Annotated in this window: 14 protein-coding genes; 11 read left to right on the plus strand and 3 right to left on the minus strand. The window is 43.5% G+C overall.

The features are described 5' to 3' along the window. Nucleotides 1-41: 41 nt before the first annotated feature. Nucleotides 42-512 (minus strand): pyrophosphohydrolase domain-containing protein, encoded by a 471-nt coding sequence (locus AC3IRT_RS05285; protein ID WP_166334855.1) that lies wholly within the window; start codon nt 510-512, stop codon nt 42-44. 78 nt (nt 513-590) lie between these two features. Next, on the minus strand, nt 591-2,099 hold the full coding sequence (locus AC3IRT_RS05290; RefSeq protein ID WP_489395385.1) for a pseudouridine synthase: 1,509 nt from the start codon (nt 2,097-2,099) through the stop codon (nt 591-593). Nucleotides 2,100-2,406: 307 nt separating this feature from the next. On the opposite strand from AC3IRT_RS05290, the gene AC3IRT_RS05295 reads away from it, so the two are divergent. The 11 genes from AC3IRT_RS05295 (at nt 2,407) to AC3IRT_RS05345 (ending at nt 14,754) form a co-directional block, all read left to right on the plus strand. Further along, nucleotides 2,407-3,117, plus strand: a complete 711-nt coding sequence (locus AC3IRT_RS05295; protein WP_489395386.1) for a lytic transglycosylase domain-containing protein — start codon at nt 2,407-2,409, stop codon at nt 3,115-3,117. 167 nt (nt 3,118-3,284) lie between these two features. Then, entirely contained in the window at nt 3,285-5,414 is a 2,130-nt protein-coding gene (ccoN, locus tag AC3IRT_RS05300; protein WP_489395387.1) for a cytochrome-c oxidase, cbb3-type subunit I, read from the plus strand. Nucleotides 5,415-5,436: 22 nt separating this feature from the next. Beyond that, on the plus strand, nt 5,437-5,622 hold the full coding sequence (locus AC3IRT_RS05305) for a hypothetical protein (protein ID WP_489395388.1): 186 nt from the start codon (nt 5,437-5,439) through the stop codon (nt 5,620-5,622). Between the two features lie 10 nt (nt 5,623-5,632). Continuing rightward, complete coding sequence (locus tag AC3IRT_RS05310) at nt 5,633-6,484, plus strand: c-type cytochrome (RefSeq protein ID WP_489395389.1); 852 nt, start codon at nt 5,633-5,635, stop codon at nt 6,482-6,484. A 30-nt stretch (nt 6,485-6,514) separates the two neighbouring features. Next, entirely contained in the window at nt 6,515-7,891 is a 1,377-nt protein-coding gene (ccoG, locus tag AC3IRT_RS05315; RefSeq protein WP_489395390.1) for a cytochrome c oxidase accessory protein CcoG, read from the plus strand. A 30-nt stretch (nt 7,892-7,921) separates the two neighbouring features. Beyond that, nucleotides 7,922-8,347 carry a FixH family protein gene (locus AC3IRT_RS05320; RefSeq protein WP_489395391.1) on the plus strand — a complete coding sequence of 142 codons (426 nt, stop codon included), beginning with the start codon at nt 7,922-7,924 and terminating at the stop codon, nt 8,345-8,347. 12 nt (nt 8,348-8,359) lie between these two features. Beyond that, a complete protein-coding gene (locus tag AC3IRT_RS05325) occupies nt 8,360-9,052 on the plus strand; it encodes a sulfite exporter TauE/SafE family protein (RefSeq protein WP_489395392.1) in 693 nt (230 codons plus the stop codon). 95 nt (nt 9,053-9,147) lie between these two features. Then, a complete protein-coding gene (gene cls / locus AC3IRT_RS05330; protein ID WP_489395393.1) occupies nt 9,148-10,611 on the plus strand; it encodes a cardiolipin synthase in 1,464 nt (487 codons plus the stop codon). A gap of 84 nt (nt 10,612-10,695) precedes the next feature. Continuing rightward, nucleotides 10,696-13,416 carry a carboxypeptidase-like regulatory domain-containing protein gene (locus tag AC3IRT_RS05335; protein ID WP_489395394.1) on the plus strand — a complete coding sequence of 907 codons (2,721 nt, stop codon included), beginning with the start codon at nt 10,696-10,698 and terminating at the stop codon, nt 13,414-13,416. A gap of 50 nt (nt 13,417-13,466) precedes the next feature. After that, nucleotides 13,467-13,952, plus strand: coding sequence for a hypothetical protein (locus AC3IRT_RS05340; RefSeq protein ID WP_489395395.1), 486 nt, complete (start codon nt 13,467-13,469; stop codon nt 13,950-13,952). 1 nt (nt 13,953) lies between these two features. Further along, nucleotides 13,954-14,754: a YoaK family protein gene (locus AC3IRT_RS05345; RefSeq protein ID WP_489395396.1), complete on the plus strand. Its 801-nt coding sequence runs from the start codon at nt 13,954-13,956 to the stop codon at nt 14,752-14,754. Between the two features lie 72 nt (nt 14,755-14,826). Here AC3IRT_RS05345 and AC3IRT_RS05350 read toward each other — a convergent pair whose 3' ends face one another. Then, complete coding sequence (locus tag AC3IRT_RS05350; RefSeq protein ID WP_489395397.1) at nt 14,827-15,330, minus strand: cupin domain-containing protein; 504 nt, start codon at nt 15,328-15,330, stop codon at nt 14,827-14,829. Nucleotides 15,331-15,350 lie beyond the last annotated feature (20 nt).

Below are 15,350 nucleotides of genomic sequence, written 5' to 3' on the forward strand. Positions count from 1 at the left end.
CTGATCCCGTAATCTATTCGTTTGCTCAGTAGCAATTTTCGCTATTTCTCTGCTAATATTGTTTTTAGATCCGCTGGCGAATAATTAACAGACTTTAAAGTCTTGTGGTCTCCCTCTCTGAATACCAAGTAAAGATCATCCACTTTTTTGTAATAGGATTCTACTCCTTTTGCACGATAGTGCTCCTGTGTTTGTATCGCCTCTTCCTCCGATTTACAAGCTTTACTCATGTTAGAGCGTTGTACTTCTTCGAATAAGGCATTAAACTTATTCTGTAATCCAAATTCGAGGATAGCGCCCGATAGTACATATTGAATATCACAAAGTGCGTCAGCCACTTCTACCAAATCATTATTCTGTATTGCCTCTTCCAGCTCTTTCAATTCTTCTGCTATGAGAGAAACACGTAAAGCCGATCTGCTCGGAGCAGGGATTTGCGGACTCTCCAAGATTGGGTGCTGGAATGTTTTGTGAAATTCGGATACGGATGTTAAGCTTTTAGGGTCTGTCATGTGCTATTATAATTTTGTCAAAAATACACATTTTAACAGGCAATAAAAAAGGCGCTATTTCTAGCGCCTCGTATATTCCTATTTCATCAAGTGTTTCAATTGTATCAACTCACGCTCTTCCAAGTAACGCCATCTGCCACGTGGCAAATCTTTCTTGGTCAAGTTGGCATATACTACGCGGTCTAATTTGATCACTTCGTACCCTAAATGCTCGAAAATACGTCTTACAATGCGGTTTTTGCCACTATGTATCTGAATACCTACTTCTTTCTTGCTGGCACCCGTTACATAACTTACCTCATCTGGTTTGATCAATCCATCTTCTAGCTCGATACCGAATTCGATTTTGTTCATATCACCTTGAGACAAACTTTTGTCTAGCTCCACATGATACATTTTGCTGATATTGTTTCTTGGATGAGAAAGCTTCTCCGCTAAGTTGCCGTCATTAGTTAATAGCAGCAATCCAGTGGTATTACGATCCAATCTGCCTACTGGGTAGATGCGCTCTTTAGTCGCTTTGCTGACCAGTTGCATGACCGTACGTCTTTCTTGCGGATCATCCGTTGTCGTGATGTAATCCTTTGGCTTATTTAATAAGACATACACCATTTTCTCCCGCTTAAGACGTTCGTTGTTGTGACGGATTTCGTCTTTTGCTGGGTCTACTTTCGTGCCTAATTCGGTCACGATCTCACCATTCACGGCGATCAATCCCTGTGCAATCAATTCATCAGCTTTTCTTCTCGAACAAATGCCGGAGTTGGAAATGTATCTGTTTAAGCGAATTGTTCCATCATCTTTAGCTTGGCCAGATGCCGGTTTACGTGCTTGGGAGAATTTTCTGTTTGGAAAAGGAGTCTTTTCATCACCTTCACCGGATGTAAAAGTCTTTCTGCTGCGGAGATTAGTTCTCTCGCCACCTTTGCCTTGCTCCTCACGATCGTTGAAAGGTTTTCTATTGAATCCTTCGCGTTGTTTGAAATCCGGACGAGAAGAGCTATTGCGGCTAAATCCAGCTTTCTTTTCGAAATCTCTGTTACCACCACGGTTTTCAGAAGATCTGCGGTTATCGCTGTTGTATGGTTTGCGATCCTCGGAAGATTTGCGGTTGTCGCTGTTGCGGCTGAATCCGGCTTTCTTTTCGAAATCTCTGTTACCACCACGATCCTCAGAAGATCTGCGGTTGTCGCTATTGTATGGTTTGCGGTCTTCGGAAGATCTGCGGTTGTCGCTATTGTATGGTTTGCGGTCTTCGGAAGATCTGCGGTTGTCGCTATTGTATGGTTTGCGGTCTTCAGAAGATCTGCGGTTGTCGCTGTTGTATGGTTTACGATCCTCAGAAGATCTGCGGTTGTCGCTATTATATGGTTTGCGATCATCGCGATCGCTAAAGGATTTTTTTGCAAATCCTTCCCCTGCATTTCTTGATCGGCTGTCTTCTCCACGGCTGTCCTTGTTAAAACGTTTGTCTGATGAAGAAAAGCTGGATTTAGGACGATCATTACTACGAGAACGGGAGTCTTCGTTGTTTCTACCTCTTCTGGCGCTGTCGTCACGACTGTTCCTTTTGTTGTTGAATGGCATATAGAAATTAAATTAGGTTGCAAAGGTACACTTTTATCTGTATTAATTACTATAACTACATTGATTTTGTGGGAGTTGTTTAAATAGGCATAAAGCGTATTCTAGATAACTATTTGGTTATTAAAGAAATCGTCCCTATCTTTGTCGGCTCAATTTACCAAGTTATCATTTTCCCCTTGCATACACAAGAATTTGGGGACGGATAACATTAAGGAAGTGGATGATAAAAAAGAAAGCATTAGTTTGTAGTGTAGTATTAGTCGCGGTTCTGCTGACGAAATTATACTCAAGCTCCAATGTCGAAAAAATGCCTAAAGGGACCAATCCAGTGGCATGGCAATTCGATAAATTACAAAAAACAACGGAAACCGTAGACTCGGCAGAACGAGATCCCTACTGGAGTGATGTTACATTTGCCGAAGAGGAAGTACCCTTAAATGACCCAGCTGTAAAAACAAAGCTGACGACTTACCTCAAAAGATTTTCCTACAAGAAGATCCAATCGTATAAGATGCATCGCAAAGCGAATGAGTATCTGCCGCGCATAGCGAAGATATTGGCATCGTATGGCATACCAGAAGATTTCAAATACATTCCTGTAGTGGAAAGTGATTTGGATCCCCGTACTTCATCGCACAAAGGTGCAGGCGGTTACTGGCAGTTTATACCGGCTACGGCTCGGTTGTATGGACTGCGCGTAAATGGTGATGTGGATGATCGTATGGATCTCAACAAGTCTACACATGCTGCCGCAAAATACTTAAAAGCATTGCACCGTGAATTTGGTGATTGGACCTTAGTTGCTGCTGCTTATAATGTAGGTGGTGGTAGTTTGAAACGGTCTATTCGTCGTCAGGGTACAGAAAGTTATTATGATTTGAATCTCAATAGAGAGACGGGGTCATACGTGTACAAGCTCATCTCTGTCAAATCAGTGATTGAGAATCCAGATCGCTTTGGTTATAGAAGATTGGCCAAAGTAGATACGGAGACACAAACGGCCGCTACGATGATGTAAAATCATTCTGGCTAAGCCATAGAAGAAAATAGTCCATAGACACCGCGTCTATGGACTATTTTTTTGCCTAGCAAATTGTGATTAAGATCACCTTTTTCGGTATAGTTCATCATTAGCGCTGCAGGGCTTCTTTTCTACTTTTGGATGACAAACAAAACCGTAGAATAATGCAATTACAGCAATTTGAATATGATAACAAGATCGTGCGCGATTTTGGGGTGGCCACCATCGTATGGGGGATAGTCGGCATGTCTGTCGGTCTGCTCGTTGCGTTACAGCTGATCTGGCCGGAGATGAATTTTCTGACACAGTATACCACCTTTGGGCGTGTGCGCCCGGTACACACCAATGCGGTCGTTTTTGCCTTTGTGGGCAATGGCATTTTTATGGGCGTCTATTATTCCATGCAGCGCGTATTGAAAGCGCGGATGTTTAACGATACGCTCAGCAAAATCCACTTTTGGGGTTGGCAACTGATTATTGTGGCCTCCGCCATTACCTTGCCGCTGGGATTTACCAGCTCGCATGAATACGCCGAAATGGAATGGCCGATTGATATTGCCATTACGATTATTTGGGTCATTTTTGGAATCAATATGTTTGGTACTATTATCAAACGTCGCGAAAGACATATGTATGTAGCCGTTTGGTTTTACATTGCCACATTTGTCACCATTGCTGTACTGCATATTGTGAATTCTATGCAAATGCCGGTCAGCTTCTGGAAAAGTTATTATATCTACGCTGGTGTGCAAGATGCTTTGGTACAGTGGTGGTACGGCCACAATGCGGTGGCATTCTTCCTAACTACGCCATACCTCGGTATGATGTATTACTTCTTGCCGAAGATGGCCAATCGACCTATTTATTCTTACAGACTCAGTATTCTACATTTTTGGTCATTGATCTTTATCTACATCTGGGCAGGTCCGCATCACCTTTTATATACGGCATTACCAGGCTGGGTACAGTCTTTAGGCGTTGTGTTTTCGGTGATGCTTATCGCGCCATCTTGGGGAGGAATGATTAATGGCTTATTGACCTTGCGCGGTGCTTGGGACAAAGTGCGTAGAGAACCTACGTTGAAGTTTATGGTCGTGGCGCTTACGGCGTACGGGATGGCGACTTTTGAAGGTCCATTGTTATCGTTAAAACAAGTCAATGCCATTGCGCACTTTACCGACTGGATCGTAGCCCACGTGCACGTTGGTGCATTAGGTTGGAATGGCTTTATGACCTTCGCTATCTTATATTGGATTGTGCCACGCATCTACCGCACGGATCTTTACTCCAAGAAAATGGCGAATGCCCACTTCTGGATCGGTACGCTTGGGATTTTATTCTATGCGATCCCGATGTACTGGGCAGCCGTCGTACAGGGATTGATGTGGAAAGACTTTACACCAGAGGGTGTACTGAGAAACCCAAACTTCTTAGCTACCACCTTAGAGATCATTCCTATGCACATGATGCGCGCTTTTGGTGGAGCACTGTACTTGACAGGAGCGATCATGATGGCCTATAACTTGGCCAAAACCATGCGCAGTGGTCGTTTGCTGGAAAATGAAAGAGCCGAAGCACCCGCATTGGACAACGCCATCCACGGGGAAAAATACCGTCACCGTCGCCTTGAACGCAAACCTATGCTGTTTATGGTGCTAGCGCTTGTCGCTATCTTAATTGGTGGTATGGTCGAGATGATTCCGACATTCACCATGAGCAGCAATATACCTAGCATCCCATCTGTAAAGCCATATACCGCACTGGAGATTCAAGGTCGGGATTTATATATCCGCGAAGGCTGTGTGAATTGCCATTCGCAGACTATTCGACCGTTTCGTTCGGAAACAGCGCGCTACGGTGAATATAGCAAAGCAGGTGAATTTGTGTACGATCATCCATTCTTGTGGGGATCCAAACGCACGGGGCCTGATTTGCAGCGCATCGGGGGAAAATATCCGCACAAATGGCATTTTGATCACTTATTGGATCCTACCATCACTTCACCAGGAAGTATTATGCCGGCCTATCCTTGGTTGATCGAGCAAGCAATCGATTATTCCGATTTATCGAAAAAACTATCTGTGATGAAAACACTAGGCGTGCCGTACACCGATCAGCAGATTCAACAAGCATTGCCGGAGGCGAAAAAACAAGCGCAAGAAATTGCTGTGGCATTACGCGCCAACCAAGTAGACGTAGATTCGGATCGGGAAATCATTGCCATGATCGCCTACCTGCAACGTCTGGGTACAGATATTAAAGTCAATACAGCACCGGCGGCGACCGATAATTAGTAACAATCAAACCATTAAGCTCATGTTTAAGCAAATATCCAATCTACATGGCGATGAGATATACCTCATCTTATCGCTGTGGATCTTTCTGATCTTCTTTACTGTTGTGGTTGTCATGCTATTGACGATGCGCAAGGATTTTACCGCCTACATGGAGCAGATTCCATTAGACGATCCCGATCAAGAAAAAGATACAGAAACCGTTTAAAACAATCATAATGACAACACTTTTGATGACAACAGACATTTTTGCCGGTTTTAAATCATTTCTATTATCAGATGGCGATATACATCATACGATATTCTTGATTACGTTGGTCGTCGCGATGTTGGTTTTATTGCTGGCCGTATATAGAATTCATCGTGCCTTGCAGGCGATTTACCGAATTAGTTTTCCAAAAAACTACCAGAATGATTTGGCTGAAAAATCTACCGCTCGGCTCGCTCGTACGCAGCGTACGAAAGCGCGCTGGGATGGTCTGCTTGGATTACATAAACTCGAGGAAGAACATACGCTGGTAATCGAAGATCACGATTTTGATGGGATCGTCGAGCTGGATAATCCAATTCCGCTTTGGTTCAATGCCTTGTTTTACTCCACCATTGTTTTTGGTTTGGGTTATCTGCTTTCTTATCATGTATTTGCTTGGGGGCTAGATCAGGATCAAGAATACGTGGTAGAAGTGGCGCAAGCAGAAGAGGCGCGGCAGTTGTATCTCAGTCAGGTCGCCGATCTAGTCGATGAGTCGTCGATCACGGTAGATTCTACGGGCACGATGGCCACAGCTGGCCAAGCCATCTTTACTGCGAATTGTGCGGCATGCCACGGTGCGCAAGGCGAAGGAACTATTGGACCTAATCTTACAGACCGGCATTGGTTGCACGGTGGCGAAATCCGCGATATTTTCAAAACGGTGAAATACGGTGTGCCGGCCAAAGGGATGGTGCCGTGGGAACAAACGCTGACGCCTGCACAAATTGCGGAAGTCAGTAATTACATCATCTCCTTGCGAGATAGTAATCCTGCCAATCCAAAAGCAGCAGAAGGTACCGAAATAGAGTACGAATAACGGCCGAATACCGCAAAAACAGGGATCGATATGACATCAATAGCAGAAGAAAATAAACGAAAATGGATTTATCCCAAAAAGCCGAAAGGCATTTGGTATCAACGCCGGCAATGGGTAGGCTATACCTTGCTGCTTATTCTCTTCGTGCTTCCTTTTGTCAAGATTGGCGAACATCCGATGTTGATGCTCCATGTGGTAGAACGCAAGTTTTCAATCTTTGGTGTCCTATTCTACCCACAAGATCTGTACATTTTCGTTTTTGGGATGATGATTATGCTCGTAGCCATCGTCTTAATCACCGCGATGGCCGGGCGTGTGTGGTGTGGCTGGGCCTGTCCGCAAACCATCTTTATGGAACTCGTATTTCGGCGGATTGAGTATTGGATCGAAGGCGACTGGGTGCAACAAAGAAGAATGAATGAAGGGCCCGATACGGATGCCCGCGCTTGGAAGAAGTTGGCCAAACATAGCATATTTCTACTCTTGTCCTTCCTAATAGCCAATCTATTTCTAGCCTATATTATTGGTGTAAATGCGCTCTGGCGAATCGTAATGGAGCCGGTGGAGCAGCATTTGATAGGCTTCTTGTCATTGATCGTGTTTACGCTGGTTTTTTATGGCGTATTCGCGCACCTGCGCGAAATCGTTTGTACGACGATTTGTCCGTATGGAAGGTTGCAAAGCGTATTGTTAGACGAGTCAACCGTGACTGTAGCTTACGATCAGCGTCGCGGTGAACCTCGAGGTAAACAGCAGCGCGATGCTGAAATGGAGGATTTGAAAGGTGATTGCGTGGATTGCAAGCTCTGCGTGCACGTGTGCCCGACAGGCATTGATATTCGAAATGGCATACAGCTAGAATGTGTGAATTGCACGGCTTGTGTAGATGCTTGCGATGCGGTGATGCTCAAGCTGCAGAAACCAACTGGGCTTGTCGGCTTCTACAGCGCGGCTACATTGGAAGGCGAAACAGAAAAATCGAAAGGAATAAGCGGCAGAACATGGGCCTATGCTAGCATCCTAGTCGTTTTATCCATAGGTTTTGGGTTTCTCCTTGCCAACCGTTCTATTATCGATGCGCGATTACTACGTGCTACGGGCAGCTCGTATCAATTACGAGCGGATGGCACGGTGAGTAATCTTTATACTTTGGAACTCACGAATAAGTCGGGCAAAGACATTCCCTTTACAATACGGAGTGCCGATACCACGGTATTAGTACAGCGAGTCAATTCCATCGATTCACTAAAGAGAGATGGTACAGCGATGTTGAGTTTCTTCTTAATTCGAGATAAACAAGACGTCCAGCAATATAAAACGGATGTGAAGATAGAATTGATATCTAAAAATCTAGAAATCAAATCGTTAAAGACCACCTTCATAGCGCCGATCGGTAAAGGAGATTAACTATAATATGGGATCTTAAAATAATTGTATATGAATTGGGGAGGAAGTATCGTTGTAGGAATGGCTGCCTTTATGGCATTTATTGTTGGTTCTGTCTTTTACATGGTAAGGCAAGATACCGATACCTTGGAAGAAGAGAATTACTATGATAAAGGAATGCAATACAGCGAAGTGTATAAGCTGAAAGAAAATCTACAACGTGATCGGGCTACGCCGACGCTACGATTGCAAGGTGATAACTTGTGTATTTATTTTTCAACGTCAAGCAACAAAGGCACAGCGCATTGGAAGCGCCGATCTGATGCGAAACTAGATAAGGAACAAGCATTTCAGACATCGGCCGATTCTGTCATGCTGCCACTTGCTTCTTACGCGCGCGGTCATTGGAAGGTAGAACTCACGTGGAATGGTGCCGGCACAGCGTACCAGTCCGTACATCACCTGTTTATTCCTTAGGTCTCTCGCGCGATGCATTATGCCTACTTTGCCTTTTTTATGGGATTATTTGGTAGTCTGCATTGTGCAGTCATGTGCGGGCCGCTGATCTTTGGTATGCAGCAGCGTCAACATACTTTTTATTCTAGTCTGCTGTTTCAGTTGCGATACCAATCGGGTAGAGTGCTTACGTATGGTATACTAGGTCTCTTGTTAGGATTGATTGGTCAAGCTAGCAAAATAGGCGGTTGGCAACAGTCGATCAGTATTATCAGTGGTATATTATTATTGCTCATCGGCATTTTCCAAGTGTTAGGATGGAAGTCGGATTCAATACAACGATTTCAATCTTGGACAGTACAACCTTTTGCTCGCGCCATGGGGCGCTGGATAAATCGACCGGGCGGTTCTTTTGTTGCCGGCATGTTCCACGGTATGTTGCCATGCGGTATGGTGTATATTTCGCTCACTTCCGCGGTCAATGCTGATGGGATGTGGTCGAGCTTTTTATTTATGCTCGCCTTTGGTTTAGGCACTTGGCCGATGTTGTTTTTATTCTCCTTTTTTGCACAATGGTCCAAACGGTATTTGAAGTGGCGGTTTGCTTGGGTCTTACCAGTGCTGTACCTATTGATGGGATTTTGGTTCATTCTACGTGGTGCCAATTTAGACATTCCCTATCTCAGTCCGATCCTGTATCCCACAGGAGCAGCTCACTGCATCTAGGATACGTAGGTGATTAATAATTGCTTATTCCTATATTCTCGAAACTATTTTCATAACTTGTTTTCTGTTGAACTAAGGTCAACAGAAAACAAGTTATGAAAGAAATTATAGATGTGGTATGGCCAATTGTCCGAGAATGGTACTGGGTGCCCTTATCCATTCTTTATTTGGGCGTCATTTCGACCATCCTCATTGAAAATCGAAATCCTACGAAAACCGTCGCCTGGATATTAGTTATTGTATTTCTGCCAATTATTGGTATTATCTTATATTATTTATTTGGTCAAAAATTTAAAAAAGAACAGAAATTCAAACGTATCAGCGCGACCCAGTCAGCCCGGATCACCGCCGAGTTGAATCAGTTGGAGCCCAAAATACAAGATTACCTAAAACAGATACAGCAGGATATTGGTGACCTCAGCCGCGTGTACTCCTATCTACGGCATGAGCAAGTCTGTTTTCCTTCCCTGCACAACGAGGTGACGCTTTTGCGAAATGGGGAAGAGAAGTTTGCACACCAGCTCGAATCACTACGACAGGCAAAGCACTTTATCCATATGGAATACTATATCTTTGAGCATGACAAGGTCGGTGCGGAGGTCATTGCTATATTGGAAGCGAAAGCTAATGAAGGCGTAGCTGTGAGGTTGTTGGTCGATGCCTTTGGGTCGCCAAGCATGGTGCGGTATCAGAAAAAACATCCCTCCAAAATCCAATTTCAAGCATTTTTACCTGTTACCTTTACTTCGCTAGCCAATAGCAACTATCGCAATCATCGTAAAATCTGCATCATAGATGGCGAATGTGCCTATATTGGCGGTATCAATATCGCCGATAGTTATCTCAACCCCAATCCCGATGGCGTATATTGGCGAGATACGTCACTGCACATCAAAGGAGAGTCTGTTGCTTTGCTACAATTACATTTTTGGATCTTATGGAATGAGACTGACGCGGATTCTTTTCCATTGGATGAATATTATTTAAAGCGTACGAGTGATATAGCTGGTGATGCGACTATATCGTTTGCGACTAGCGATCCCGGTTCTGCTGCGCCTTACAATATGGAGGCGTTGCTGATTGCCATTGCTGCCGCAAAACATAAAATCCAATTGTGCACGCCTTATTATATACCGAGTCCCGAATTGGAAACCGCTTTGATGGTGGCTGCTGCGGCCGGTGTATCTGTCGAGCTGATGGTGCCTTCCAAAGGTGATTCATGGATTGTGCAACACGCCTCTTTCTCATTTCTAAAACCGTTGTTGGAGCGCGGTATCAAAGTACATCTGTACGAAAAGGGGTTTATACATGCCAAAACTGCGAATATCGATGATCAATTGGTATTTATTGGTACCGTAAATCTCGATACACGGAGTTTTTACATCAATTATGAAATTGCAGCGGTGGTATCTGATCAAAAATTGGGAAAACAAATGGGGATGAGTTTCGCTGATGATAGCGCTAATAGCCGATTGCTAACTAGCGACATATGGGCAGCACGACCGAGGTGGAAACGCGGTTTAGACTCCATTTGCCGTCTCCTAGCTCCATTGCTTTAGCCTTATTATAATGTTAAAAAATGGTAACCTTTCTTAAGGTTTTCTAAAAAAACGATATATTTATCTGTTCTGAAAGTACAATACATGAAATTTTATACCGGATTATATTTAGCAATTCTTCTATTTTCTGTCTCCAAGTTATCTTATGCGCAACAAAAACCAACCGTACCCATCAATGATGTTGTAGAAAAGGTGCAGGGGTACTTCAACGTCTACCCAGTGGAGAAAGTACACTTGCATTTCGATAAGCCCTATTATGCCGTTGGTGATACCTTATGGTTTAAATCTTACCTCAATTACAATTTAGGTACATACGACCCCAGCAAAGTCGTGTATGTGGAAGTGCTCAATAGCCGAGATTCCCTGATGCAAACGCTACGAATTCAATCGGAGCATGGCGTCGGAAAAGGACAATTGGTACTAGATCCCGAATTTTGGAGTCAGGATAATTACCGTTTCCGTGCGTACACCAAGTGGATGGTCAATTTTAACCAAGAATATTTCTATAATAAGATCGTCACCGTGGGCGATGCCATCAATAAGAAGTTGGGGGCGATAGTCACTTTTGCTCCAGATGGCAACAAAACCAAAGCCTCACTGCAATTTAGAGATAAGTCGGGCGCGATTTTGTCGCGCAAAAAGCTCACCTGGGAAGCCAACGATGGTTGGGATCAATTCGACAAAGGTAGGGCAGAAACAGATGATATGGGCCGCGTGTCCATCAGCCTTTCTGCTAAGAATAAAGAACTCATGAAAACTGGGCGACTTTTGGTGCAGATTGATAATAATGAAGAAAAACTAGTTGGACAATATTCTTTGGCGTCTGCCCTGTGGGATGCTGATGTGCAATTCTTTCCAGAAGGTGGGGATCTCATCAGTGGTTTGGCCAAGAATGTGGCCTTCAAAGCGGTAAGCAATGATGGTAAAAGTGCTGCGGTCAATGGTAAGCTCATCGATGGAAAGAAAAATGAGATCTTAACTTTTTCAGATCTAGGCATGGGGATGGGATATTTTTCTTTTATTCCGCTTGCGGGCGAAACGTATAAAGCCGTGATCACCTTTGAGAATGGGCAAGAACGCACCTATGATCTACCTGCTCCAGTGGATGAAGCGGTGAATCTAGTTAGTCTAAAAGCCGACGAAACGCATATGCAGTTGGGTATCGTAACAAGCGACAGCCACTTCAAAAAAGTAGAAAATAATGCCTACTACGTATTGGGGCAGTCCAACGGACATTTGGTCTATGCAGCGCAAGTAGCTTTAAAAAATTCTTCGGTATTGGTCAAAGTGCCTCGAGAAAACATGCCAAATGGTATTGTACAATATACTTTGTTCGCAGCAGATGGTACGCCATTGAGCGAACGCTTGGTATTCTGCCAATCGACGACCGAAGAATTATTGGATATCAGTGTCTCGACAGATAAAGACTCGTATACCAGTAAAGATCCAGTAAAACTGCGTATCGGCGTTAAAAATGGTACGGATAGCGTGATGGGATCCTTCTCCGTTACGGTTACCGATGAAGCAAAAGTGCCCTACGACGATAACCAAGATTTGAGTATTCTAAGCAATTTGTTACTAGTTTCGGATTTGCAGGGTTTCGTAGAACAACCGAATTACTATTTCAATACGGAAAATAAGAATCGGGCAGAGGCACTGGAAGCATTGTTGATGACACAGGGCTTCCGAAGATTTGAATACAAAGAACTGTTAAAGGGAAATTATCCGCAAGTGTCTTTTATGCCGGAGCAAGGTATTTCTCTATCAGGAACATTGCGAATGAATACGGGGCGCACACAACCGAATGGCGGTTTATTGTTGTCAATCCCTTCCATAGGTATGCGTAAAGATACATATACCGATCAGCAGGGGCGTTTTTCTTTCGACAACATCGTGTTCCCAGATTCTGCACGCGTAACGGTCAATGCTAGAGGAAACGACAACTATCGCGCTTTGGTCATCAATATGGATCAGACCTTTTTTCCCGAGATCGATGCGAACTCGCCATACAAAGGCGACTATGTAAAAAATATAGATGAGAAATTACAGTCCTATTTAGCTAACAGTAAAAATGAATTTCGGACTTCGATACTTATTGATGAAGTTCAAATAAATAGAACGGTCGTAAAAAAACAAAGTAGTCGGGATTTCGGTGCACTGACTGGACTTAATATGCCAGAACACCGGATTGAAGCAGATCGTATTACAGGATGTAATGTCTTGACGATGTGTCTAAGTACCTTGTTGACGGGAATAACACACGATACGAACATGCAGAAGTACTTTATATCGCGCAACTATAATCAAGGTAGCCGTGTTCCTGTACAGTTCTTCTTGAATGGTATGCCGATCGACGAGCCTTCATTAAACTCCATTCAGCCGGCAGATATTGAGGCTATCGAGATTTTCTTGCGCGATGATTTGGGGACAGTCAGTCGTACGTATCAGAATGACGGTGTGGTATCTATCATCACGAAAAAAGACGATACACCAAAACGCCCGCGTATGTCGTTGGCCGAGATTGAAGCGATGTTGCCAAAAACGAATGTCATTGATTTATATCCGTTGGGTTATGTAAAGGTGCGCTCGTTCTATTCTCCGAAGTATGATACACAGGCAAGTAAAAATACAGCAGATTACCGCTCTACAATATATTGGAATCCTGATGTATTGATTGAGGGAACAGGAGAGATGACTTTGGACTACTACAACGGTGATGGCAATGGCCGCTACAAAGTAGTGGTAGAAGGGATGGATCGACTGGGTGGAATAGGACGTAAAGTCTATTATTACAACGTGCGCTAATGCGCTTGCGTTGCTAGCTGTTTTTAAGAGAAGAGATATACATATTATATATGTTACGTTTAAAACGGGATTCCCTATATAAGCTCAACTACTTATTGGTGGGGGGGCTTTTATTGGCTTCCTTGCTCGTGGTGATCTATGTGGCGAGCCCAGAGAAGATGATCGTAGGGGAGTGGAAAGAAGCTGGTTGGTACTTTGAGAAACCAGATTATCGTTTGGAAGAGCAAAACTTTGCGGAAGTGTTAGAACAGAATATTCGCATTGAGATATTGGATAAGCTGGAAATCCTTCATGTAAATCGGTGGATTTTTAAGGAAGATGGTACGCTTGAGGTCGATGATCATTCGGTAGCCAATATGACTTGGTCTATCAAAGGGCGTGGGCACATCCTTGAAATCAGCCGTAATGGTACACCCATCGAAAGTTTTCAGATTCAGACATTAAGTAATGACCAGATGGAATTGCACCTCAATCTGGATATACAGATCAAGGGGGTTATCAAAATACTATTAAAACGAGACGATTTAGTTCAGTAAAATGCTTAGAAAATACAGTAACCACAGAACCCAAGGAGATAATTTAAAGTTAGGCGCACTAACGGCACTCTCTGCCGGGATGACAAATGTTGTGTCGGTCATTGTTTTCTTTTCCTATACCTCCAATATCACCGGGCACTACGCCGTTTTTGCCCAAGAAGTATCGCGCGGCAATATATATCAAGGCGCGGTCGTCCTTTTCTGGATTCTCCTGTTCTTTGTAGGAAGTTTTCTGTCCAATTTTGTCATCATTCAAGGCAAAGATCGTATCAGTTCCTATTTAGCGCACGCTATTCCAATTATGTTAGAATTTCTGGGAATACTGGCAGTTGGTATCTATCTTCAGTTTTTTTATACCGATACGTTGTTGGAGACCGAGTTTCTGGTCGGTATATTGTTATTTGCGATGGGGCTTCAAAATGGTTTGACCGCCAGTATCTCCAACTCCGTCATCAAGACGACCCATTTAACTGGTCTAACCACCGATTTGGCTATTTTAGTTTCAATGTTTACCAAACGAAAAAATCGAAGTGATGAACAGTTGGTGAAAAAATTCAATCTTCTGTTATTCATTATGTTTAGCTATGTTATCGGAGGTATTATCAGTGGTATATCGTACAACTTCTTGGGTAATGCCACCTTTTTTGTGGTCTGTTTTATGCTGATGTTTATCGCGTTTTACGACTTCTATAAGTTGAAACGCACGAAGAAAGCGTACGGCAATAGACACGATGCTCCAGAGGAAAATGAGCTGAGCTATGGTACCCTGCAGGATAAAAGTACGGATAGCGTTAAGGATTAATCTTCCATCTATAAAAAAAAGGTCCCGATCTCAACGAGATCGGGACCTTTTTATGTGATTAATCGAAAGCTACTAGCGACCAAAGTCATCTTGTACGCGTACGATATCTTCTTCGTCAGATGGCTGATCTACATCAGTATGCTGCCAGATTTCTGCTAAGACACCATAACCTTCTAATCCTACCAAACGGTGACGCTCACCTTGGCTTAAGCGGATCGTGTCTTGTGGTTTCAATATTTTTAGTTCGTGTTCCTCATCAGTTGGGCTAGTTACGACACCTACCTCACCTTGCACTACGCGCCATATTTCCGCACGTCTGTGGTGATATTGCCATGAAAGCCTCTTGTTCGGGCTAACCACTAAAATCTTAGGACTCAATTTGCCAGAGATTTTCAAATCTTGCACATCCAGTCCGTCAAAGTATGTATTTGCGAATTCTTGCGCTTGATCTTCATTGATTACAAAGAAACCACCCCAAGGGCGAGTTTGATCAATTTTATCAATACCGAAGCCTTCGCTAGTTAATTTTTCTTCAATTTGCTTAAAAAGCTCGCTTTTATCAATATAAGTTGCCATCTATTATTTGTTTTTCAAGT

The sequence above is a fragment of the Sphingobacterium sp. KH_072 genome, from assembly GCF_057837975.1.